Genomic DNA, 19,915 nt, shown 5'->3' on the forward strand with positions numbered 1-19,915 from the left:
CTTAGAACGAAGCCTTCAGCGACGGCACGACGAGGGCCGCCAGGCCGCGCAGGGTGGCCTTGAACATGTCGAAGAAGTCAAAGTAGTCCCGCCACAGCGTGATTCGCCCGTTGTGCACCTCGAACACGCCGCAGACCCAGAACTGCAGCCGCAGCGGGCCGACGATCAGCGCGTCTGTGCGCTCGGTGAGTACCGCGGCGCCGTCTGCCGCGATGCGGTGGATCTTCACCTCGAACGCCCCACGGCCCTCCATCGCGCGGAACAGCTTGATCGCCCGGGCGCGGCCGTGGATCGTGGGCAGGCCGACGTTCTCGTAGACGAGGTTCTCGTCCAGCGCGGCCTCGGCGGCCTCGAGGTCCGAATCTTGAAGCGCGTTCAGGAAACCCTCGACCGTGCGGGTGTTCGCGACGCCTGTGTCAGTCAGCTCGGTCATGGCCGCCAGCCTATTCGACCGGGGTTGTGCGTGGCGGCGCGGCGCTGTGGCAGGGTGGGGTCGATGCGCGTCGCCGTGGTCGCCGGGCCGGATCCCGGGCACTCGTTCCCCGCGATCGCGCTGTGCCAGCGCTTCGTCGAGGCGGGCGATCGGCCCACCCTGTTCACCGGCGCGGAATGGACAGGCGCCGCCCGCGCGGCCGGCATCGACGCCGCCGAGTTGGACGGGCTGGCCGCCACCGACGAGGACATCGACGCCGGGGCCCGGATCCATCGCCGCGCCGCGCGGATGGCGGTGCTCAACGTCCCGGCGCTGCGCGACCTGGCGCCCGACCTGGTGGTCTCGGACGTCATCACCGCGGGCGGCGGGATGGCCGCCGAGCTGCTGGGGATCCCGTGGATCGAGCTCAACCCGCATCCGCTGTACCTGCCGTCGAAGGGGCTGCCGCCGATCGGCAGCGGGCTGGCGCCGGGCACCGGCTTCCGCGGCCGGCTGCGCGACGCCAGCATGCGGGCGCTGACGGGGCGATCCTGGCGCGCCGGCATCAAGCAGCGCGCGGCCGCCCGGCTCGAGATCGGGCTGCCCGCCGTCGACCCCGGGCCGCTGCGCCGCCTGATCGCCACGCTGCCGGCCCTCGAGGTGCCGCGCCCGGACTGGCCGCAGGAGGCCGTCGTCGTCGGGCCGTTGCACTTCGAGCCCACCGATCGAGTGCTCGAGGTGCCGCCCGGCCCCGGGCCGGTGGTGGTGGTCGCGCCGTCGACCGCGTCGACCGGGACGTCGGGCCTGGCCGAGGCCGCGCTGCAGTGCCTGATACCCGGGGAGACGCTGCCGGCGGGCTCGCGCCTGGTGGTCTCGCGGCTGGGTGGGGCCGAGCTGACGCTGCCGCCGTACGCGGTGGCCGGGCTGGGGCGCCAGTCCGAGCTGCTGGCGCACGCCGACCTGATGGTCTGCGGCGGCGGCCACGGGATCGTGAGCAAAACGCTGCTGGCCGGCGTGCCGCTGGTCGTGGTCCCCGGCGGCGGGGACCAGTGGGAGATGGCCAACCGGGTGGTGCGCCACGGGAGCGGACGGCTGATCCGGCCGCTGACCGCCGACGCGCTGGTGGCCGCCGTGGGCGAGGTGCTGTCGTCGCCCGGCTACCGCAACGCCGCGCGCCAGGCCGCCGCCGGCATTGCCGACGTCGCCGACCCGGTGCGGGTGTGCCGCGAAGCGCTGGCTTTAGCGGGGTAGCTCAGCGTCTTGCAAACCGCTCACGCCAGGCGACCAAAGATCAGTAGTGGTTGTCCAAGCTTTGCCAGCCTTTCTCGCAGTTCCCCGCTCTTCTCAATCTCCTGACGAAGCTCCCTCCGCAGCCAACTGATCCGTTCCTCAGTTTGCCCCCATTCTTGCTTCACCTGCTCGCGTTCCTGGGCTAGCTTCGCCTCTAGTCCGGATATTTTCGTTTCTACCTTGGATATAACGGAGGCAGAGTTGGCCGCCTCTGTGGCGGTGTATCCCCCGGCACCCGTGCTCAACGCCTGGGCAAACTGGTCGTGAAATCGCCCGGCCTGCCCGATCAGCGTTTGAAACTCTTGGGCTTGGCTGGAAAACAGCGACGCGACTGCAGCCGACACTTCGTCTTCGGCTGCGACCGTTATCTGCGTGGTTGGCCCTGCCGACGCGGTAGTCGCCGACTTGATCGTCGAACCGATATTGGCCAAATCCGAAGCCGCAGCCATCAGGGCCTCCGGCTCCACGGTGACAAACGACACCTGACCTCCCATTCAGCCACTTTCGAGAATGTCGCCGCCATCGGTGACGGGGCGATAGTAATCGCTGAAATGCCCGCGCGCACAAGGATTCAGGCAGCTGGCCCCAGCCGGTTTTGCGGGCGCGATCACCAGGTTCGTTGGCCGGCAAGACCGGCTCGGTATGTTGGCGAGCGTGCGGCTGACGGAGTTCAACGAGCGGGTTGTGTTGCGGTTCGGATCCACCTACGGCGCGTCGGTGCTGGTGGATCACGTGCTGAGCGGGTTCGGCGGCCGCACCGCCGCCCAGGCGATCGAGGACGGGGTCGACCCCCGCGACGTCTGGCGCGCCCTGTGCGCCGATTTCGACGTGCCGCGCGATCAGTGGTGAGTTTGCTTTGGCGGCGTTGAGTGTGAGCTGGCGGCTTTGAGTATGTGCTGGCGGCGCGATCCGGGCCTGTTTACCGCCCTGGATACACACGCAAAACCTTGGCTGCACACTCAGCGGCCCGGGCGCTCCCGCCGAAACACGCAGTCGCCGCAGACCGATCGCCCGGGCACGCGATAGAACAGGCAACAGCTGCGACGCCGGAAGCCCAGATGCGAGCCGGTGATCACGCCGGACCCGGCCAGCATGCCAGTGTCCAGCAGCGACTCGGTCATCTCGACGATCGCGGGCCGCAGGTCGGGACGCGCAACGAGCAGCGCCCGGGACGCTCCGACCAGCGCGGACGCGATGTTGCCCGCCAGCAGGGCGGGCGCCAGCTTGACCCGCAGGCCGGCGGCGAACGGTTTCATGTGTCCCCGGACGACGAGGCGGTACAGCAACTTCGCCGACGGGCGGTCGACGGCCTGCCCGACGGGCTCGGGCATGCGCAGCTGCGCCCCGTCGTCGGCGCGCTGCAGGCATTTGAGATCGGGGATCACGCCGTGGCCCAGCGCACACGCCAGCACCGGCGACCACAACCGCGTGGCGTGGCCGAGGTGAACCAGCGAGGCGGCGATCCGCAGGTCCGACGTGTGATAGCGCTGCGCGGTCGCCTCGATCAGGTCGGCGAACCCGTCGGCGTATGACTGCCCGACCGGATGCCACCCGGCCGCGTCGCCGCCCACCGTGAACGTGAAAAACCTTTTGTAGGAAGATATTTCGGCCAGCTCGGCAGAAATGTCCATGCGCAACCAACCCTCTCTGGGGAAATCCGCCCCAGTTCTCGTGAGGAAGCGCTGACGGTGAGTATCTGGCTCTCGGGTCGGGACGTGTCCGTCCCCGATCACAGTGGCGGGACCGCACCGGATTCGCACCGGTTTCCTCAGGTTGTCAGCCCCGTCAGCGCCTTGTCGGTAGCAAATGTTGCCACACGCCATCGGACGCCCGGCGTGTCACCTTGAATCGAACAGGTGTTCGGCTACTGTGGTGAGCGTTCGGGGACTTGTCGGACCCCGCGCCTAGGGTCACCGCCAACCGACCGATACCGGTCAGAAGAACCCAACGACGATAGGAAGAGGCATCATGACGCAAGCCCCCGACCGCGAGAAGGCCCTCGAGCTGGCGATGGCCCAGATCGAGAAGAGCTACGGCAAAGGCTCGGTGATGCGTCTCGGCGACGAGATGCGCCAGCCGATCTCGGTCATCCCGACCGGATCCATCGCACTGGACGTGGCATTGGGCATCGGCGGCCTGCCACGCGGCCGGGTCGTGGAGATCTACGGCCCGGAATCCTCGGGTAAGACCACCGTCGCGCTGCACGCGGTGGCCAACGCCCAGGCCGCCGGCGGCGTCGCGGCGTTCATCGACGCCGAGCACGCCCTGGACCCGGATTACGCCAAGAAGCTCGGCGTCGACACCGACTCGCTGCTGGTCAGCCAGCCGGACACCGGTGAGCAGGCGCTCGAGATCGCCGACATGCTGATCCGTTCCGGCGCCCTGGACATCCTGGTCATCGACTCGGTGGCGGCCCTGGTGCCGCGCGCGGAGCTCGAGGGCGAGATGGGCGACAGCCACGTCGGGCTGCAGGCCCGGCTGATGAGTCAGGCGCTGCGCAAGATGACCGGCGCGCTCAACAACTCGGGAACCACGGCGATCTTCATCAACCAGCTCCGGGAGAAGATCGGCGTGATGTTTGGGTGCATGAACTATTCGACCCGAGTGACTCTTGCAGATGGCACCACCGAAAAGATCGGCAAGATAGTCAACAGCAAGATGGACGTCGAGGTGCTGTCCTACGACCCGAAGACGGACCAGGTTGTGCCTCGCAAGGTTGTGAGCTGGTTCAACAACGGGCCGGCGGAACAGTTCCTCCAGTTCACCGTCGAGAAGTCCAGCGGTAACGGCAAGTCGCAATTCGCCGCGACGCCCAACCACCTCATTCGCACACCGGGCGGCTGGACAGAAGCCGGTGACCTCATCGCAGGCGACCGGGTGCTGGCCACCGAACCCCATCTGCTCAGCGATCAGCAGTTCCAGGTGGTATTGGGATCGCTGATGGGTGACGGGAACCTCTCATCCAACCGACGCGATCGCAATGGGGTCCGTTTCCGTCTGGGACACGGCGCCAAGCAGTTGGAGTACCTGCAGTGGAAGACCGCATTAATGGGCAACATTCGGCATTCGGTGCGAGAGAACGCAAAGGGCGCGAGCTTTGTCGACTTCACCCCACTGCCGGAGCTCGCTGAATTACAGCGCGCGGTCTATCTCGGGGACGGCAAGAAGTTCTTGTCCGAGGAGTATCTCAAGGTGCTCACGCCCCTGGCTCTGGCTATTTGGTACATGGATGACGGCTCATTCACCTTGCGTTCCAAGGGATTGCAGGAGCGTACGGCAGGTGGCAGCGGGCGCATCGAGATTTGCGTCGAAGCCATGAGCGAAGGCACCCGTGCGCGGTTGCGTGAGTACCTGTGTGATACGTACGGCTTGGATGTGCGTCTGCGTCAGGCTGGTTCAGCCGGTAAGGCGGTGCTGGTGTTCTCCACCGCGGCAACCGCGAAGTTTCAGAAGCTGGTGGCGCCGTACATGGCGCCGTCCATGGAGTACAAGCTGTTGCCGCGCTTCCGCGGTCAGGGGACGGTGACGCCACAGTTCGCCGAACCCACGCAGCAGTTGGTACCGGCCCGCGTTCTCGATGTGCATGTCAAACCGCACACCCGGTCGATGAATCGGTTCGATATCGAGGTCGAGGGCAATCACAATTACTTCGTTGACGGAGTGATGGTGCATAACTCGCCCGAAACGACAACGGGCGGAAAGGCTTTGAAGTTCTACGCGTCGGTGCGCATGGACGTGCGCCGGATCGAGACGCTCAAGGACGGCACCAACGCGGTCGGCAACCGCACCCGGGTCAAGGTCGTCAAGAACAAGGTGTCGCCGCCGTTCAAGCAGGCCGAGTTCGACATCCTCTACGGCCGCGGCATCAGCCGCGAGGGCTCGCTGATCGACATGGGGGTGGACCAGGGCTTCATCCGCAAGTCCGGTTCGTGGTTCACCTACGAGGGCGAACAACTCGGCCAGGGCAAGGAGAACGTGCGCACCTTCCTGATGGAAAACGCCGACATCGCCAACGAGATCGAGAAGAAGATCAAGGAAAAGCTCGGCATTGGCGCCGTGGTGACCGATGAAGACGTCCTCCCCGCCCCCGTCGACTTCTGAGCCCTCCCGCGAGGAGCAGGCGCGGGCGCTGTGCCTGCGCCTGCTCACCGCGAGATCGCGCACCCGGGCCGAGCTGTCCGGTCAGCTGTCCAAACGCGGGTACCCCGACGACGTCGCCGAGCGGGTGCTCGACCGGCTGGCCGCCGTCGGCCTGGTGAACGACGCCGAGTTCGCCGAACAGTGGGTCGAGTCCCGGCGGGCCAAGGCGGGAAAGAGCCGACGCGCGTTGGCCGCCGAGCTACGGACCAAGGGCGTCGGCAAAGAGCTGATCGGCGCCGCGCTGGCCGGGATCGACGCCGCCGCCGAGCGGGACCGGGCCGAAGAGCTGGTGCGGGCCAAGCTGCGCCGCGAGACGCTGACCGACGAGGCGCGGGTGACCCGCCGGCTGGTGGGGATGTTGGCGCGCCGCGGCTACGGCCAGAACCTGGCGTGCGAGGTGGTGCTCGCCGAGCTGGCCGCCGAACGCGAGCGCCGCCGGGTCTAAGCTGCGGGTTCATTCGGCCGACCCAGGTCGCCGTACCATGGCCCCGTGACTTCGATGGTGGCCCGAGATGTTTCGGGAGCGCGTACCTACCAGGTGCGCACCTACGGCTGCCAGATGAACGTCCACGACTCGGAGCGGCTGGCCGGCCTGCTGGAGGCGGCCGGCTACCGGCGCGCGGACGACGGGGCCGACGCCGACGTGGTGGTCTTCAACACCTGCGCCGTGCGGGAGAACGCCGACAACAAGCTGTACGGCAACCTCAGCCACCTGGCCCCGCGCAAGCGCGGCAACCCCGACATGCAGATCGCCGTCGGGGGCTGCCTGGCCCAAAAGGACCGCGACGCGCTGCTGCGCAAGGCGCCGTGGGTCGACGTGGTGTTCGGCACGCACAACATCGGATCGCTGCCGACGCTGCTCGACCGCGCGAGGCACAACAGGGTCGCGCAGGTGGAGATCGCCGAGGCGCTGCAGCAGTTCCCGTCGTCGTTGCCGAGCGCCCGCGAATCCGCCTATGCCGCTTGGGTTTCCATCTCCGTCGGGTGCAACAACACCTGCACGTTCTGCATCGTGCCGTCGCTGCGCGGCAAGGAGGTCGACCGCAGCCCGGCAGACATCCTCGCCGAGGTCCAATCGCTGGTCGACGACGGCGTCCTCGAAATCACCCTGCTGGGCCAGAATGTCAACGCCTACGGAGTGTCCTTCGCCGACCCCGCGCAGCCCCGCGATCGCGGCGCCTTCGCCGAGTTGCTGCGGGCGTGCGGGCGCATCGACGGGCTGGAACGTGTGCGCTTCACCTCGCCGCACCCGGCCGAGTTCACCGACGACGTCATCGAGGCGATGGCGCAGACACCCAATGTCTGCCCGGCGCTGCACATGCCGCTGCAGTCCGGGTCCGACCGGGTGCTGCGCGCGATGCGCCGCTCCTACCGCGCCGAGCGCTACCTGGGCGTCATCGACCGCGTGAGGGCGGCGATGCCGCACGCGGCGATCACCACGGACCTGATCGTCGGATTTCCCGGCGAGACCGAAGAGGATTTCGCCGCCACCCTCGATGTCGTTCGGCAGGCCCGCTTCGCGGCGGCGTTCACCTTCCAGTACTCCAAACGCCCCGGCACCCCCGCCGCCGACTTCGACGGCCAGCTACCGAAAGCCGTTGTGCAGGAACGCTACGAGCGGTTGGTCGAGCTACAGGAGCAGATCTCGCTGGAGGGCAACCGCGCGCTGGTCGGCCAGACCGTCGAATTGCTGGTCGCCACCGGCGAAGGGCGCAAGGACGCCCGCACGGCACGCATGACCGGACGCGCGCGCGACGGCCGACTGGTGCACTTTGCCTGCTCCGATGCGTCGAACGATCAGGTCCGGCCCGGCGACATCGTCACCGCGGAGGTCACCGGGGCCGCGCCGCACCACCTGATCGCCGACGCCGGCATCCTGCGCCACCGCCGCACCCGGGCCGGCGACGCCCACGCCGCCGGGCGGCGCCCGCGCACGATCGGCCTAGGCATGCCGGCTGTCGGGCCGGCCACCGATCCGCTCGAAACCCTGGGATGTGCCCGATGAAGAAAGAACACACCGACATCGACGCGCTGCGGGCAGAGATCGAGGCGGCCGAACGCCGCGTTGCCGGCGAGATCGAGCCCGGCCCAAGGGCTTTGGTGGTCGCGATCCTGGTGTTCGTGCTGCTGGCGTCGTTCATCCTGCCGCACACCGGGCACGTGCGCGGCTGGGACGTGCTGTTCTCCAGCCATGGCGCCGGCGCCGCCGCGGTGTCCCTCCCCTCGCGCGTGTTCGCGTGGCTGGCGCTGGTGTTCGGCGTGGGCTTTTCGATGCTGGCGCTGATGACACGGCGCTGGGCGCTGGCCTGGGTGGCGCTGGCGGGCTCGGCGATCGCGTGCGGCGCGGGGCTGTTGGCGATCTGGTCGCGCCAGACCGTGGCCGCCGGGCATCCCGGGCCGGGCGTGGGGCTGATCGTCGCGTGGATCACCGTGATGGTGCTGACGTTTCACTGGGCCCGCCTGGTCTGGGCGCGCACCGTCGTGCACCTGGCCGCCGAGGAGGAGCGGCGCCGGGTCGCCGCAGCGCGGCAGTCGATGACCCTGCTGGACACCCTCGACAAACCAGATGACCCCGAGGCCCCGCCGAAAGGCTAGGACCGCCGCGTCAGCGCCGCGGCGGCCGCGTCGGCCCACTGCCGCCACTGTTCGGCATTGGCCCTGGCCTCGTCGGCCTCCTTGGTCCGGCCGGCCGCCGCGGCCTTCTGCGCCTGCTGTTCGTACTGCTCGGCGCGGGTGCGGAATTGCTCGGCGCGGGCCTGCGCCTGCGGGTCGGACCAGTCGGCGTCGCCGGCGTCCCGCACCTTCTTCTCGACCGCGCGCAGGCGGCGCTCCAGCTCGGCGGAGCGTTCCCGCGGCACCTTCCCGATGGCATCCCACTTGTCGGCGATGGACCGCAACGCCGCCCGCGCCGCGTCGAGGTTGCTGGTGTCGATCTTTTCCGCCTCGGCCAGCAGCGCCTCCTTCGCGGTGGCGTTGGCGCGAAACTCGGCGTCCTTTTCCGCCGCGGCCGCGTTGCGGGCGGTGAAGAAGCAATCCTGGGCCGCCTTGAAGCGCTTCCACAGGGCGTCGTCGACCTCCCTGGTCGCCCGCCCGGCCGCCTTCCATTCGGTGAGCAGCTTGCGGAATTCGGCGCTGGTGGCGGTCCAGTCCGTCGAATCGGACAGTTCCTCGGCGCGCTCGCAGAGCCGTTCCTTTGACTGCCGGACCCCCGACCGCTCCCGGTCCAGCTCGGCGAAATGGGATCCGCGCCGCCGGTTGAAGGTGTCCCGCGCGGCCGAATAGCGCTTCCACAGCGCGTCGTCGACCTTGCGGTCCAGGCCGCTGATCGTCTTCCACTCGTCGAGGATGGCGCGCAACCGGTCGCCGGCGGCCTTCCACTGTGTCGCGTTGGCGGCCAGGTCTTCGGCCTCGGCGGCCAGGGCCTCCTTGCGGGCGGTCTGGGCGGCCCGGTGCTCCTCGCGCTTGGAGCGGCCCTCGGCGATGGCCGCGTCGGCGCGCTCGACCAGGCCGGCCAACCGGGCCGCGAGCCCGTCGACGTCCCCCAGAACGCTCGCGGTCGGCAACGTCTCGGTCAGCGCCGACGCGTGCGCCCTGATCTTGCGGGCGTCCCCGGTGCCCGACGCCAGCCGCTCCTCCATCAGCGTGACCTCGGTGCTCAGGTCGTCGAAGCGCCGGCCGAAGTGGGCGAAGGCGGCCTCGCGGTCGCCGGCCTGCCAGGAACCGACGATGCGCTCGCCCGCCGAGCTGATCAGCCAGACGGTGCCGTCGTCGTCGACGCGGCCGAACCGGTGCGGATCGCTGGACGGGTGGGCGACCACTGGGACAGGTCGCGGTCCCGGGCTCACGGGCCGGGGTCCGGGGCGCGGGCCCGGGCGCGGCACTGGCTTGGGGGAGGCGTTGCTGCCGGGCTCGTCGGACGTCATGCGCTCGTCACCAACCCTTCTGCAACTTTCGCGCGGTGGTGTTCCGCGCGCCTGCCGCGCGTGGCGGCTCCCTTAACGCTCTTTGACCGTTTCCAACAGTATTCAAGCAGCTTGGCGGGCGAAGCGCGCCTACTGATTTGGCGCGCCCGGCCTTCGCCGTGCGTCGGCTAGCGTCGCAAACGCCGGGCCGGGCCCACACACCGCCCTGGGCGGGGACCCGGCGCACCGGGGATAACGGTTCGATTCCACCGTCGCTCCGACCATTTGGCGGCGTTGCCCGGCCCGGTACGGTGGCACAGGCCGGTGGTCGTTTTCTCGCCGTGGCGTCCGAAGGGGTGATCGCGATGCCCGAATCGCAAGATTTCCCGGAGGTTTTTCGCAGGTGCGGCCCGGTTCGTCGACGGACCGCCGGGGTTCGCTGGGGTCGAGACCCCGGCGCGCCCCACTACAGTGGTCGTTGAATTGTTAGGTAACGGCACGTGTACAAACAGCTTTCGGGCGGAACGCTGGTGAGGGGTCCCCATGTCGAAAGTTGACATCGCCGCGCTGATCGCCTTGTGCGCGGCGCTGGCCTCCGCGGTCGGCGACGTGATCCGGCAGCGGTCCGCGCACGAGATCACCGACAAGGAAGTCGGCCACCTCGAGCTGTTCCGCATGTCGTTGCGCGACAAGCGGTGGTGGATGGGCGGGCTGGCCGCGATCGCCAACTACAGCCTGCAGGCCGGTGCGCTGGCGTGGGGGTCGGTGGTCCTCGTGACATCGCTGCAGGTGACCGCGCTGCTGTTCGCGTTGCCGATCTACGCGCGCCTGACCAGCCAACGGGTGACCCGCTGGGAGTGGGTCTGGGCGGTGGTGCTGGCGGCCGCCTTGGCGGTGGTGATCATCGTCGGCGACCCGACGGCCGGCAACCAGCGGGCGCCGCTAGAGACGTGGCTCATCGTGGCCGTGGTGATGGGTCCCACGCTGGTGCTGTGCGTGCTGGCGGCGCGGGTCTGGAAGGGGCGTCCGGTCGCGGCGGTGCTGCTCGCGGTGGTCGCGGGTTCCTCGCTGGCGCTGTTCGCCGTGCTGACCAAGGGCGTCGTCGAGGTGGCCGAGGAGGGCGCGGGTGCGGTGTTGACCGCGCCCGAGTTCTACCCCTGGCTGGCGGTCGCGCTGTGCGGAATGGTCTTTCAGCAGTCCGCCTTCCGCGCGGGCGCGCTGACCGCGTCGTTGCCGACTATGACGGTGGCCAAGCCGGTGGTGGCGGGCGTGCTCGGGGTCACGGTGCTGGGCGAGACGCTCTACACCAAGGGGCCCGCCGCGTTCGTGCTGGTTTCGGCGGTGGCCCTGGTGATCATCGCGACGGTCGCGCTGGCGCGCGGCGAGGCCGCCTCGATCGCGGCGGAGGTGGGCCGAGACGTCGTGGAGGCGCGCGAGGCGTTGGCCGCGCACGATGTCCCCCCGGTTCCACCGCCCACGGCGGAGAGCAGCCCGACGATCACGTAGCGCCTGGTTAGTGTGGTTGCGTGCTGAGCGCCATCGCGATCGTTCCCGCCGCGCCGGTGCTCGTTCCCGAGCTGGCCGGAGCGGCCGCCGCCGAGGTGGCCGACCTGACCGCGGCGGCGCTGGCCGCGGCCGCCTTGTTGCCGCCGCGCTGGGTGGCGATCGGGACGGGCCCGGCCGACGAGGTCGTCGGCCCCGACTGCAGCGGCACGTTCGCCGGTTTCGGCGTCGACGTGCCGGTGCGGCTGTCGCCGCACGCCAAACGGGCCGCCGAACTCCCGGTGTGCGCGCTGCTGGCCGGCTGGGCGCGCGGCCAGGCCCGCCCCGACGCCAGCGTGCAGGTCCACGTCTACCGCGGCGACCACGACGCCGCCACGGCGCTGGACCGCGGCCGGCGACTGCGCGCGGAGATCGACCGGGCGCCCGATCCCGTCGGCGTGCTGGTGGTGGCCGACGGCGCGAACACCCTCACACCGGCGGCCCCCGGCGGCCATCGCCCGGAAGATGCCGAGGCGCAGCTGGCGTTGGACGACGCGCTGGCCGACGGTGATGCCGCCGCCCTGGCCCAGTTGCCGCCGCAGATCCTGGGGCGGGTCGCGTTCGGGGTGTTGGCCGGCCTCGCCGAGCCGGGGCCGCGGTCGGCCAAGGAGCTCTACCGGGGTGCGCCCTACGGCGTGGGCTACTTCGCCGGCTTCTGGCAGCCATGAACCGACCGCTCGCGATCATCGGGCCCACCGGCACCGGCAAGTCGCAGCTGGCGCTGGATGTTGCCGAGCGGCTCGGCGCGGAGATCGTGAATGCCGATGCCATGCAGCTTTACCGCGGCATGGACATCGGCACCGCCAAGCTGCCCGTCGAGCAGCGCCGCGGCATCCCGCATCATCAGCTCGACGTCCTGCACGTCACCGAGACCGCCACCGTCGCCCGCTACCAGGCGGCCGCCGCCGCCGACATCGAAGCGATCGCCGCCCGCGGCGCCGTGCCGGTGATCGTGGGCGGCTCGATGCTCTACGTCCAGTCCTTGCTCGACGACTGGTCGTTCCCGGCGACCGACCCCGCGGTGCGGGCCCGCTGGGAACGGCGGCTCGCCGAGGTGGGGGTGGGGGAGCTGCACGCCGAGCTGGCCCGCCGGGACCCGGCGGCGGCCGCGGCGATCCTGCCCACCGACGGCCGGCGCACGGTGCGCGCTTTGGAGGTCGTCGAGCTCACCGGGCAGCCCTTCGCCGCCTCCGCGCCGCGCATCGGCGCCCCGCGCTGGGACACCGTCATCATCGGATTAGATTGCGACACAATGCTTCTCGACGAGAGATTGGCCCGCCGCACCGACGCCATGTTCGAGCAGGGCCTGGTCGACGAGGTCCGCGGCCTGCTGAGCGACGGCCTGCGCGACGGGGTCACCGCCTCGCGTGCCCTGGGCTACGCGCAGGTGCTGGCGGCCCTCGACGCCGGCGGCTCGGAAGACCAGCTGCGCGACGCACGCGAGCAGACCTACGTCGGCACCCGGCGCTACGTGCGACGGCAACGGTCGTGGTTTCGCCGGGACCACCGGGTGCACTGGCTGGACGCCAATGCCACCGGGCTCGTCGACGCCGCGTTGCGGGCGTGGCGACACGTATCCTGAACTGGTGATTTTCGCCAAGGGCCACGGCACGCAGAACGACTTCGTGCTGCTGCCCGATCTCGACGCCGCGCTGGCGCTGACCGCGGACCGGGTCGCCGCGCTCTGCGACCGGCGCCGGGGGCTGGGCGCCGACGGGGTCCTGCGGATCACCACCGCCGGCGCCGCGGCGGCGGCCGGCGTGCTCGAGCGCCTGCCGGACGGCGTCGGCGCCGACGACTGGTACATGGACTACCGCAACGCCGACGGGTCGACCGCGCAGATGTGCGGCAACGGCGTGCGGGTGTTCGCGCACTACCTGCGGGCCGCCGGCCTGGAATCCCGCGACGAGTTCGTCGTCGGCTCGCTGGCCGGCGCGCGCCCGGTCATCCTGCACCACGCCGGCGACACCGACGCCGACGTCACCGTCGACATGGGCAAGGCGAACCGGCTCGGCGCGGGGGAGGCGATAGTGGGCGGCAGGCGGTTTGCCGGGCTGGCGGTGGACGTCGGCAACCCGCACCTGGCCTGCGTGGACCCGCAGCTCGACGCCGAAGGGCTGGCGGCCCTCGACGTCGGCGCGCCGGTGCAGTTCGACCACGACCAGTTCCCCGAGGGGGTCAACGTCGAGGTGCTCACGTCGCCGGTCGGCGGGATGGTGCGGATGCGCGTGCACGAGCGCGGGGTGGGCGAGACCCGCTCGTGCGGCACCGGGACGGTCGCGGCCGCCGTCGCCGCGCTGGCCGACGGGGGCGCGGACACCGGGACGCTCACTGTGCGGGTGCCCGGCGGCGACGTCGTCGTCACCGTTACCGACGCCACCAGCTACTTGCGCGGACCGTCGGTGCTGGTGGCCCGCGGCGAGATCAGCGAGGAATGGTGGCGCGCCCAGGAGCGTTAAATCAGGTGCGCTGCACCGATTTAGCGTGCACTATTGCTAATTGCCTATGACGAATCCCGAAACTCCCTTTTCCGACCAACCGGATCTAGAGCCCAGTGCGGGCGAACTCGCCCTCGAGGACCGATCGGCGCTTCGCCGGGTCGCGGGGCTGTCCACCGAACTCGCCGACGTCTCCGAGGTCGAGTACCGCCAGCTGCGCCTCGAGCGCGTGGTGTTGGTGGGCGTGTGGACCGACGGCACCGCCGCCGACAACCAGGCCAGCATGGCCGAGCTGGCGGCCCTGGCCGAAACCGCCGGCTCGCAGGTGCTCGAGGGCCTCATCCAGCGCCGCGACCGGCCCGACCCGTCGACCTACATCGGCTCCGGCAAGGCCGCGGAGCTGCGCGAGGTGGTCCTGGCCACCGGCGCCGATACCGTCATCTGCGACGGCGAGCTGTCCCCGGCGCAGCTGACCGCGCTGGAAAAGGCGGTGAAGGTCAAGGTCATCGACCGCACCGCGCTGATCCTGGACATCTTCGCCCAGCACGCCACCAGCCGGGAGGGCAAGGCCCAGGTGTCGCTGGCCCAGATGGAGTACATGCTGCCGCGGCTGCGCGGCTGGGGCGAGTCGATGTCCCGGCAGGCCGGCGGCCGCGCCGGCGGCAGCGGCGGCGGCGTGGGGCTGCGCGGTCCCGGTGAGACCAAGATCGAGACCGACCGGCGCCGCATCCGCGAACGGATGAGCAAGCTGCGCCGCGAGATCAAGGACATGAAGCAGGCCCGCGACACCCAGCGCAGCCGCCGGCTGGCGAGCGACGTCCCGTCCATCGCGATCGTCGGCTACACCAACGCCGGCAAATCCAGCCTGCTCAACGCGCTGACCGGGGCCGGGGTGCTGGTGCAGGACGCGCTGTTCGCCACCCTGGAGCCCACCACCCGGCGCGCCGAGTTGGCCGACGGGCGGCCGGCCGTGCTCACCGACACCGTCGGCTTCGTGCGCCACCTGCCCACCCAGCTGGTCGAGGCGTTCCGGTCCACCCTGGAGGAGGTCGTCGACGCCGACCTGCTGGTGCACGTGGTCGACGGCTCCGACGTCAACCCGATCGCGCAGATCAACGCGGTCCGCCAGGTGGTCTCGGAAGTCGTCGCGGACCATCACGGCGACTCGCCGCCCGAGCTGCTGGTGGTCAACAAGGTGGACGCCGCGAGCGACCTGGCGCTGGCCAAGCTTCGGCACGGGCTGCCCGGGGCGGTGTTCGTGTCCGCGCACACCGGCGAGGGCATCGACGCCTTGCGGCGGCGGATGACCGAACTCGCCGCCCCCACCGACACCGCCGTCGACGTCGTGATCCCCTACGACCGCGGCGACCTGGTGGCCCGGCTGCACGCCGGCGGGCGGGTGCAGCAGGAGGAGCACAACGCCGATGGCACCCGCATCCGCGCCCGCGTTCCCGTCGCGCTGGCCGCCAGCCTGCGCGAGTTCGCCGCACCCTAGCGCCGCGCCGCGGCCCGCCCGCCGCCGACCAACCGGCTGGTTGGTATATCTTGGCGGCAGAGTCCCATTCGCCCGGAGGTCAGCGGAGGTCATCCATGGGCAGTGCCATCAAGTACGAGCGCACCCTTTTCGAGCCCGAGCACGATTTGTTCCGCGAGTCCTACCGCGGCTTCCTCGATCGCCACGTGGCGCCCTACCACGAGGAATGGGAGAAGGCGAAGATCGTCGACCGCGGCGTGTGGCTGGAGGCCGGCAAGCAGGGCTTCCTGGGCATGGCGGTGCCCGAGGAGTACGGCGGGGGAGGCAACCCCGACTTCCGCTACAACACGATCATCACCGAGGAGACCACCCTCGGGCGCTACAGCGGCATCGGCTTCGGGTTGCACAACGACATCATCGCGCCGTACCTGCTGAAGCTGGCCAACGAGGAACAGAAGCAGCGCTGGCTGCCCAAGTTCTGCACCGGGGAGATGATCACCGCGATCGCGATGACCGAGCCCGGGACCGGCAGCGACCTGCAGGGCATCAAGACCCGCGCGGTCAAGCAGGGCGACCATTACGTGCTGAACGGGTCAAAGACGTTCATTACCAACGGAATCAACTCCGACCTGGTGATCGTGGTCGCCCAGACCGACCCGGAGAAGGGCGCGCAGGGCTTCAGTCTGCTGGTGGTCGAGCGCGGCATGGAGGGCTTCGAACGGGGCCGTCACCTGGACAAGATCGGCCTGGACGCCCAGGACACCGCCGAGCTGTCGTTCAGCGACGTCAAGGTGCCGGCGGAAAACCTGCTCGGCGAGGAGGGCATGGGGTTCATCTACCTCATGCAGAACCTGCCGCAGGAGCGGATCAACATCGCGGTCATGGCGGCCGCGGCGATGGAAGGCGTGCTGGAGCAGACGCTGCAATACACCAAGGAGCGCAAGGCCTTTGGCAAGCCCATCGGCAGCTTCCAGAACAGCCGATTCCTGCTCGCCGAGCTGGCGACCGAGGCCACCGTGGTGCGCATCATGGTCGACGAGTTCGTCCGCTTGCACCTGGACGGGAAGCTGACGGCCGAGCAGGCCGCGATGGCCAAGTGGTATGCCACCGAGAAGCAGGTGCACCTGATCGACCGCTGCCTGCAGCTGCACGGCGGCTATGGCTACATGCGCGAATACCCCGTCGCCCGAGCCTATCTGGACGCGCGGGTGCAAACGATCTACGGCGGAACGACCGAGATCATGAAGGAGATCATCGGCCGCAGCCTGGGCGTCTGAGCAATGTGGTTGCCGCGCAAGGACACCAGGCGCGGCCGTTCAACGGCCCCCAATGATGAAAGGCCCAATTGGTCTATTGGCCCCCTAGATTGACGGCCAGCTAATGGCTTCACGTACCGTCGGCACATGCGTTTCTCGTATACCGAGTGCCTCGTGGCACATCGGCAAACGGGCGATCGGGGCGCCGGAAGCCGTGGTTGGTCGCGGTTCGGGCATGCTCCGGCATCATTTCGACATCGGCGCGGTCTCCGTTTTCGCAATTTTTGTGATTTGACTTCGCATTTCTCCCCGGCAAGGGCAAAGTTATGCGAGCCCGGCGATATCACGGTTCGTAACGGGTCTGCGGGTGCGGCATGGCCAGGTATACGGGCCTGGGAGGCTTGGTGAACGGGCAGAGAGGTCGAATGCACAGGCTGATCGGGCGCGCGCTGGTCGGCATGGCGACCGCGGTGATGGCGGCCGCGCTGCTGGCCCCCGCCGCTTCGGCGTCCCCGATCGGCGATGCGGAGGCCGCCATGATGGCCGCCTGGGAGAAGGCCGGCGGCGACACGTCACCGCTCGGCGCCCGCAAGGGCGACGTGTATCCCGCCGGCGACGGGTTCGCGCTGGACTTCGACGGCGGCAAGATGTTTTACACCACCGACACCGGCGCCAAGTTCGTCTACGGCCCGATCCTGGACAAATACGAGTCGCTTGGCGGCCCCGCCGGCAGCGATCTCGGCTTCCCCACCATCAACGAGGTGCCCGGCCTGGCCGGACCCGACAGCCGCGTGGCCACCTTCTCGGCCAGCGACAAGCCGGTGATCTTCTGGACCTCCGACCACGGCGCGTTCGTGGTGCGCGGCGCGCTGAACGCCGCCTGGGACAAGCTCGGCAGCTCGGGTGGCGTGCTCGGCGCGCCCGTCGGCGACGAAACCTACGCCGGCGAGGTCACCTCCCAGAAGTTCAGCGGCGGCGAGATCTCCTGGAACAGGAAAACCAAGGAGTTCACCACCAACCCGGCGACGCTGGCCGACCAGCTCAAGGGCCTGCAGGTAGCCATCGATCCGAACGCGGCCATCAACATGGCCTGGCGCGCGGCCGGCGGCGCCGGCGGCCCGTTGGGCGCCAAGCAGGGCGGGTCGTACCCCATCGGCGGCGACGGGGTCGTGCAGAACTTCGCGAACGGGAAGGTGTTCTTCAGCCCGGCCACCGGGGCCAACGCCCTCGAGACCAACATCCTCGCCAAGTACGAGTCGCTGGGCGGCCCGGCCGGCAGCGACCTCGGTTTCCCCACCGCCAACGAGGCCGACGGCGGCATCGGCCCGGCCAGCCGGATCGCCACGTTCGCCGCGGCCGACAAGCCGGTCATCTTCTGGACCTCCGACCACGGCGCGTTCGTCGTGCGCGGCGCGATGAAGGCCGCGTGGGACAAGCTGCGCGGTCCGAGCGGCAAGCTGGGCGCCCCGGTCGGCGACCAGGCCGTGGACGGCGACGTGGTGTCGCAGCAGTTCACCGGCGGCAAGATCTCCTGGAACCGGGCGAAGAACTCGTTCAGCACCGACCCGTCCAACCTGGCTCCGTTGCTGTCCGGCCTGCAGGTGTCCGGGCAGAACCAGCCGAGCACCGCGGCGATGCCCTCGCACGCCAAGAAGTTCACCTGGCAATGGTGGTGGCTGCTGGCCGCGATCCCGATCCTGCTGCTGATCCTGCTCGCGGTGCTGCTGGCGTTCACCTGGCGCCGCCGCCGGCGTCGGCGTGGCGCCGGCGACACCGGAGCCTACGAGCCCGAGCGCGACCTGGCCGCCGCCGGCTACGACGCCCCGGGCAACGGCCACTGGGGCCACGACGACGCGGAGGCGGCCACCGACTACGCCCCGTTCGGCCTGGAGCAGCCGGAGCATCAGCTTTCCGACGATGCCGGGCCGGCGCAGCGAGTCAGTTGGACCCGCGGGGCCGACGCCAGGGCCGCCGACGAGGACGAAGACCCCGACGCGGTGGACACCGATTCCATCCCCCTCGCCTCGGGCGCGACGCTGGCGGACGCCGGCTATGACGACGTCCCCGAGGCGGAGGCCGGATACCCCGAAGTCGCCGCCGAGGACGTCGACTACACGGGCACCGAATACCTGCCCGGCTACGATGAGGACGAGTACGCCGATCCCGGCTACCCGGACGTGGCGGTTCCGCGCACCCCGCGGGAGGCCGCCTACGTCGGCGAGGTGCCGGTTGCCGAGGAACCGGACGCCGACTATCCGGAGCCGGAACCCCCGGAGGGCGCCGCCGAGGCCGCGGCCGCCGCGGGGGCGCTAGGAGCGACGGAGCCCCGAACCGGGCGCCACGCGGCCACGGACGAGGAAGACGTGCCGGAATCGGCCGCCGATGTGACCAACGCCGCCCCGGTCGCCGGTGGGCGCCCGACGATCCACCTGCCGCTGGAGGATCCCTACCAGGCGCCCGACGGCTACCCGATCAAGGCCAGCGCCCGCTTCGGCCTGTACTACACCCCGGGCAGCGAGCTCTACCACGACACGCTGGCCGAAATCTGGTTGGCCAGTGAGGAAGTCGCGCAGGCCAACGGCTTCATCAAGGCCGACTGAGCCGGCCGCTACACCTTGCGGATCACGGTGACGACCTTGCCGAGCACGGTCGCGTCGTTGCCCGGTATGGGGTCGAACGCCGGGTTGTGCGGCATCAGCCACACCTGACCGCCCGCGCGCTTGAACGTTTTGACGGTGGCCTCGCCGTCGATCATGGCGGCGACGATATCGCCGTTGTCGGCGACGTGCTGCTGGCGCACCACCACCCAGTCGCCGTCGCAGATCGCCGCCTCGACCATCGAGTCGCCCACGACCTTGAGCAGGAACAGGGTGCCCTCGCCGACCAGCTCGCGAGGCAGCGGGAAGACGTCCTCGACGGCCTCCTCGGCCAGGATCGGTCCGCCGGCGGCGATGCGCCCGAGCACCGGCACGTAGCTGGGTTCCGGAAGCGCGTCCGAGCCGGCGACGTCGGTGACGGGCGCAGCCTCGGTGGTCTCCTCGCTGCCGCGGACGTCCACGGCCCGCGGCCGGTTCGGGTCGCGGCGCAGGTAGCCCTTGCGCTCCAGGGTGCGCAGCTGGTGGGCCACCGACGACGTCGATGTCAGGCCGACGGCGTCGCCGATTTCCCTGATGCTCGGCGGATAGCCGCGGGTGGTGACCGACTCGCGGATGACGTTCAGGATGGTGCGCTGCCGTTCGGTCAGCGACGAATCGACGGATGAGCTGATCGAGGGAGTGTCGTTGCTGTCGCTCATGGGTTGAATGTAGCGGGAGGACGACCAAGAATCAAACATGTGTTCGATGGCGTGTCGCCGGGGCCCAAAGACCCTTGGGCGGCGGGCGTCAAGACCCTATAGCTGCTGAATCACATGTGTGTAACTTTTGCGGAGATCGGGTACCTGTGCTGCATGTCAGAGGTCG

At 69.8% G+C, this 19,915-nt stretch carries 18 protein-coding genes and 1 riboswitch; of the genes, 13 read left to right on the forward strand and 5 right to left on the reverse strand.

The features are described 5' to 3' along the window. Position 1 precedes the first annotated feature (1 nt). A complete protein-coding gene (locus AC5Y4S_RS05710; protein WP_500030874.1) occupies positions 2-433 on the reverse strand; it encodes a limonene-1,2-epoxide hydrolase in 432 nt (143 codons plus the stop codon). 63 nt (positions 434-496) lie between these two features. Between AC5Y4S_RS05710 and AC5Y4S_RS05715 the strand changes: the two genes are divergently transcribed. Continuing rightward, positions 497-1,663: a glycosyltransferase gene (locus tag AC5Y4S_RS05715; protein WP_500030876.1), complete on the forward strand. Its 1,167-nt coding sequence runs from the start codon at positions 497-499 to the stop codon at positions 1,661-1,663. Positions 1,664-1,683: 20 nt separating this feature from the next. Here the strand turns inward: AC5Y4S_RS05715 and AC5Y4S_RS05720 are convergent, their stop codons facing one another. Then, positions 1,684-2,184 carry a PE family protein gene (locus AC5Y4S_RS05720; RefSeq protein ID WP_500030880.1) on the reverse strand — a complete coding sequence of 167 codons (501 nt, stop codon included), beginning with the start codon at positions 2,182-2,184 and terminating at the stop codon, positions 1,684-1,686. Positions 2,185-2,356: 172 nt separating this feature from the next. Here AC5Y4S_RS05720 and AC5Y4S_RS05725 point away from each other — a divergent pair, with 172 nt between their 5' ends. Beyond that, positions 2,357-2,551 carry a DUF3046 domain-containing protein gene (locus AC5Y4S_RS05725; RefSeq protein WP_500030884.1) on the forward strand — a complete coding sequence of 65 codons (195 nt, stop codon included), beginning with the start codon at positions 2,357-2,359 and terminating at the stop codon, positions 2,549-2,551. A 110-nt stretch (positions 2,552-2,661) separates the two neighbouring features. On the opposite strand, the gene AC5Y4S_RS05730 is transcribed toward AC5Y4S_RS05725, so the two are convergent. Further along, complete coding sequence (locus AC5Y4S_RS05730) at positions 2,662-3,333, reverse strand: (2Fe-2S)-binding protein (RefSeq protein WP_500030887.1); 672 nt, start codon at positions 3,331-3,333, stop codon at positions 2,662-2,664. A gap of 39 nt (positions 3,334-3,372) precedes the next feature. Next, positions 3,373-3,504, reverse strand: a riboswitch (cobalamin riboswitch). Positions 3,505-3,670: 166 nt separating this feature from the next. Here AC5Y4S_RS05730 and recA point away from each other — a divergent pair. From recA to AC5Y4S_RS05750, 4 genes are read left to right on the forward strand one after another with little or no spacing between them, the layout of a single operon-like run. Then, on the forward strand, positions 3,671-5,803 hold the full coding sequence (gene recA / locus AC5Y4S_RS05735) for an intein-containing recombinase RecA (protein WP_500030890.1): 2,133 nt from the start codon (positions 3,671-3,673) through the stop codon (positions 5,801-5,803). Then, on the forward strand, positions 5,769-6,287 hold the full coding sequence (gene recX / locus AC5Y4S_RS05740) for a recombination regulator RecX (RefSeq protein ID WP_500030892.1): 519 nt from the start codon (positions 5,769-5,771) through the stop codon (positions 6,285-6,287). The genes recA and recX overlap by 35 nt, the downstream gene beginning before the upstream one ends. A gap of 54 nt (positions 6,288-6,341) precedes the next feature. After that, on the forward strand, positions 6,342-7,847 hold the full coding sequence (gene miaB / locus AC5Y4S_RS05745) for a tRNA (N6-isopentenyl adenosine(37)-C2)-methylthiotransferase MiaB (RefSeq protein ID WP_500032176.1): 1,506 nt from the start codon (positions 6,342-6,344) through the stop codon (positions 7,845-7,847). After that, positions 7,835-8,437 (forward strand): Rv2732c family membrane protein, encoded by a 603-nt coding sequence (locus tag AC5Y4S_RS05750; RefSeq protein WP_500030895.1) that lies wholly within the window; start codon positions 7,835-7,837, stop codon positions 8,435-8,437. Before miaB ends, AC5Y4S_RS05750 begins: the two co-directional genes overlap by 13 nt. Here AC5Y4S_RS05750 and AC5Y4S_RS05755 read toward each other — a convergent pair. Beyond that, the gene (locus AC5Y4S_RS05755; protein ID WP_500030897.1) at positions 8,434-9,765 is read right to left on the reverse strand and encodes a DUF349 domain-containing protein; all 1,332 of its coding nucleotides are present in this window, start codon (positions 9,763-9,765) and stop codon (positions 8,434-8,436) included. The genes AC5Y4S_RS05750 and AC5Y4S_RS05755 overlap by 4 nt on opposite strands. A 522-nt stretch (positions 9,766-10,287) precedes the next feature. Here AC5Y4S_RS05755 and AC5Y4S_RS05760 point away from each other — a divergent pair. The 7 genes from AC5Y4S_RS05760 (at position 10,288) to AC5Y4S_RS05790 (ending at position 19,054) form a co-directional block, all read left to right on the forward strand. Then, entirely contained in the window at positions 10,288-11,250 is a 963-nt protein-coding gene (locus AC5Y4S_RS05760; protein ID WP_500030899.1) for a DMT family transporter, read from the forward strand. Positions 11,251-11,270: 20 nt separating this feature from the next. Further along, positions 11,271-11,954 carry a class III extradiol ring-cleavage dioxygenase family protein gene (locus tag AC5Y4S_RS05765; RefSeq protein WP_500030901.1) on the forward strand — a complete coding sequence of 228 codons (684 nt, stop codon included), beginning with the start codon at positions 11,271-11,273 and terminating at the stop codon, positions 11,952-11,954. Beyond that, positions 11,951-12,868 (forward strand): tRNA (adenosine(37)-N6)-dimethylallyltransferase MiaA, encoded by a 918-nt coding sequence (miaA, locus tag AC5Y4S_RS05770; protein ID WP_500030903.1) that lies wholly within the window; start codon positions 11,951-11,953, stop codon positions 12,866-12,868. The genes AC5Y4S_RS05765 and miaA overlap by 4 nt, the downstream gene beginning before the upstream one ends. A gap of 4 nt (positions 12,869-12,872) precedes the next feature. Beyond that, entirely contained in the window at positions 12,873-13,745 is an 873-nt protein-coding gene (gene dapF / locus AC5Y4S_RS05775; RefSeq protein WP_500030906.1) for a diaminopimelate epimerase, read from the forward strand. Positions 13,746-13,791: 46 nt separating this feature from the next. Beyond that, positions 13,792-15,219 carry a GTPase HflX gene (hflX, locus tag AC5Y4S_RS05780; RefSeq protein ID WP_500030908.1) on the forward strand — a complete coding sequence of 476 codons (1,428 nt, stop codon included), beginning with the start codon at positions 13,792-13,794 and terminating at the stop codon, positions 15,217-15,219. Between the two features lie 95 nt (positions 15,220-15,314). Then, entirely contained in the window at positions 15,315-16,475 is a 1,161-nt protein-coding gene (locus AC5Y4S_RS05785; protein WP_500030910.1) for an acyl-CoA dehydrogenase family protein, read from the forward strand. A 404-nt stretch (positions 16,476-16,879) separates the two neighbouring features. Continuing rightward, entirely contained in the window at positions 16,880-19,054 is a 2,175-nt protein-coding gene (locus tag AC5Y4S_RS05790; protein ID WP_500030912.1) for an LGFP repeat-containing protein, read from the forward strand. 8 nt (positions 19,055-19,062) lie between these two features. Here AC5Y4S_RS05790 and lexA read toward each other — a convergent pair whose 3' ends face one another. Then, positions 19,063-19,749 (reverse strand): transcriptional repressor LexA, encoded by a 687-nt coding sequence (lexA, locus tag AC5Y4S_RS05795; protein WP_068107248.1) that lies wholly within the window; start codon positions 19,747-19,749, stop codon positions 19,063-19,065. Between the last annotated feature and the right edge of the window lie 166 nt (positions 19,750-19,915).

The sequence above is a fragment of the Mycobacterium sp. NGS64 genome, from assembly GCF_059812245.1.

Excerpts from the sequence above, each read along its gene's own strand:
- recX (WP_500030892.1), top strand. The coding sequence starts at position 5,769 with ATGAAGACGTCCTCCCCGCCCCCGTCGACTTCTGAGCCCTCCCGCGAG.
- AC5Y4S_RS05790 (WP_500030912.1), top strand. The coding sequence starts at position 16,880 with ATGCACAGGCTGATCGGGCGCGCGCTGGTCGGCATGGCGACCGCGGTG.
- miaA (WP_500030903.1), top strand. The coding sequence starts at position 11,951 with ATGAACCGACCGCTCGCGATCATCGGGCCCACCGGCACCGGCAAGTCG.
- AC5Y4S_RS05755 (WP_500030897.1), bottom strand. The coding sequence starts at position 9,765 with ATGACGTCCGACGAGCCCGGCAGCAACGCCTCCCCCAAGCCAGTGCCG.
- hflX (WP_500030908.1), top strand. The coding sequence starts at position 13,792 with ATGACGAATCCCGAAACTCCCTTTTCCGACCAACCGGATCTAGAGCCC.
- miaB (WP_500032176.1), top strand. The coding sequence starts at position 6,342 with ATGGTGGCCCGAGATGTTTCGGGAGCGCGTACCTACCAGGTGCGCACC.
- AC5Y4S_RS05710 (WP_500030874.1), bottom strand. The coding sequence starts at position 433 with ATGACCGAGCTGACTGACACAGGCGTCGCGAACACCCGCACGGTCGAG.
- lexA (WP_068107248.1), bottom strand. The coding sequence starts at position 19,749 with ATGAGCGACAGCAACGACACTCCCTCGATCAGCTCATCCGTCGATTCG.
- AC5Y4S_RS05750 (WP_500030895.1), top strand. The coding sequence starts at position 7,835 with ATGTGCCCGATGAAGAAAGAACACACCGACATCGACGCGCTGCGGGCA.
- recA (WP_500030890.1), top strand. The coding sequence starts at position 3,671 with ATGACGCAAGCCCCCGACCGCGAGAAGGCCCTCGAGCTGGCGATGGCC.
- AC5Y4S_RS05715 (WP_500030876.1), top strand. The coding sequence starts at position 497 with ATGCGCGTCGCCGTGGTCGCCGGGCCGGATCCCGGGCACTCGTTCCCC.
- AC5Y4S_RS05730 (WP_500030887.1), bottom strand. The coding sequence starts at position 3,333 with ATGGACATTTCTGCCGAGCTGGCCGAAATATCTTCCTACAAAAGGTTT.
- AC5Y4S_RS05785 (WP_500030910.1), top strand. The coding sequence starts at position 15,315 with ATGGGCAGTGCCATCAAGTACGAGCGCACCCTTTTCGAGCCCGAGCAC.
- AC5Y4S_RS05760 (WP_500030899.1), top strand. The coding sequence starts at position 10,288 with ATGTCGAAAGTTGACATCGCCGCGCTGATCGCCTTGTGCGCGGCGCTG.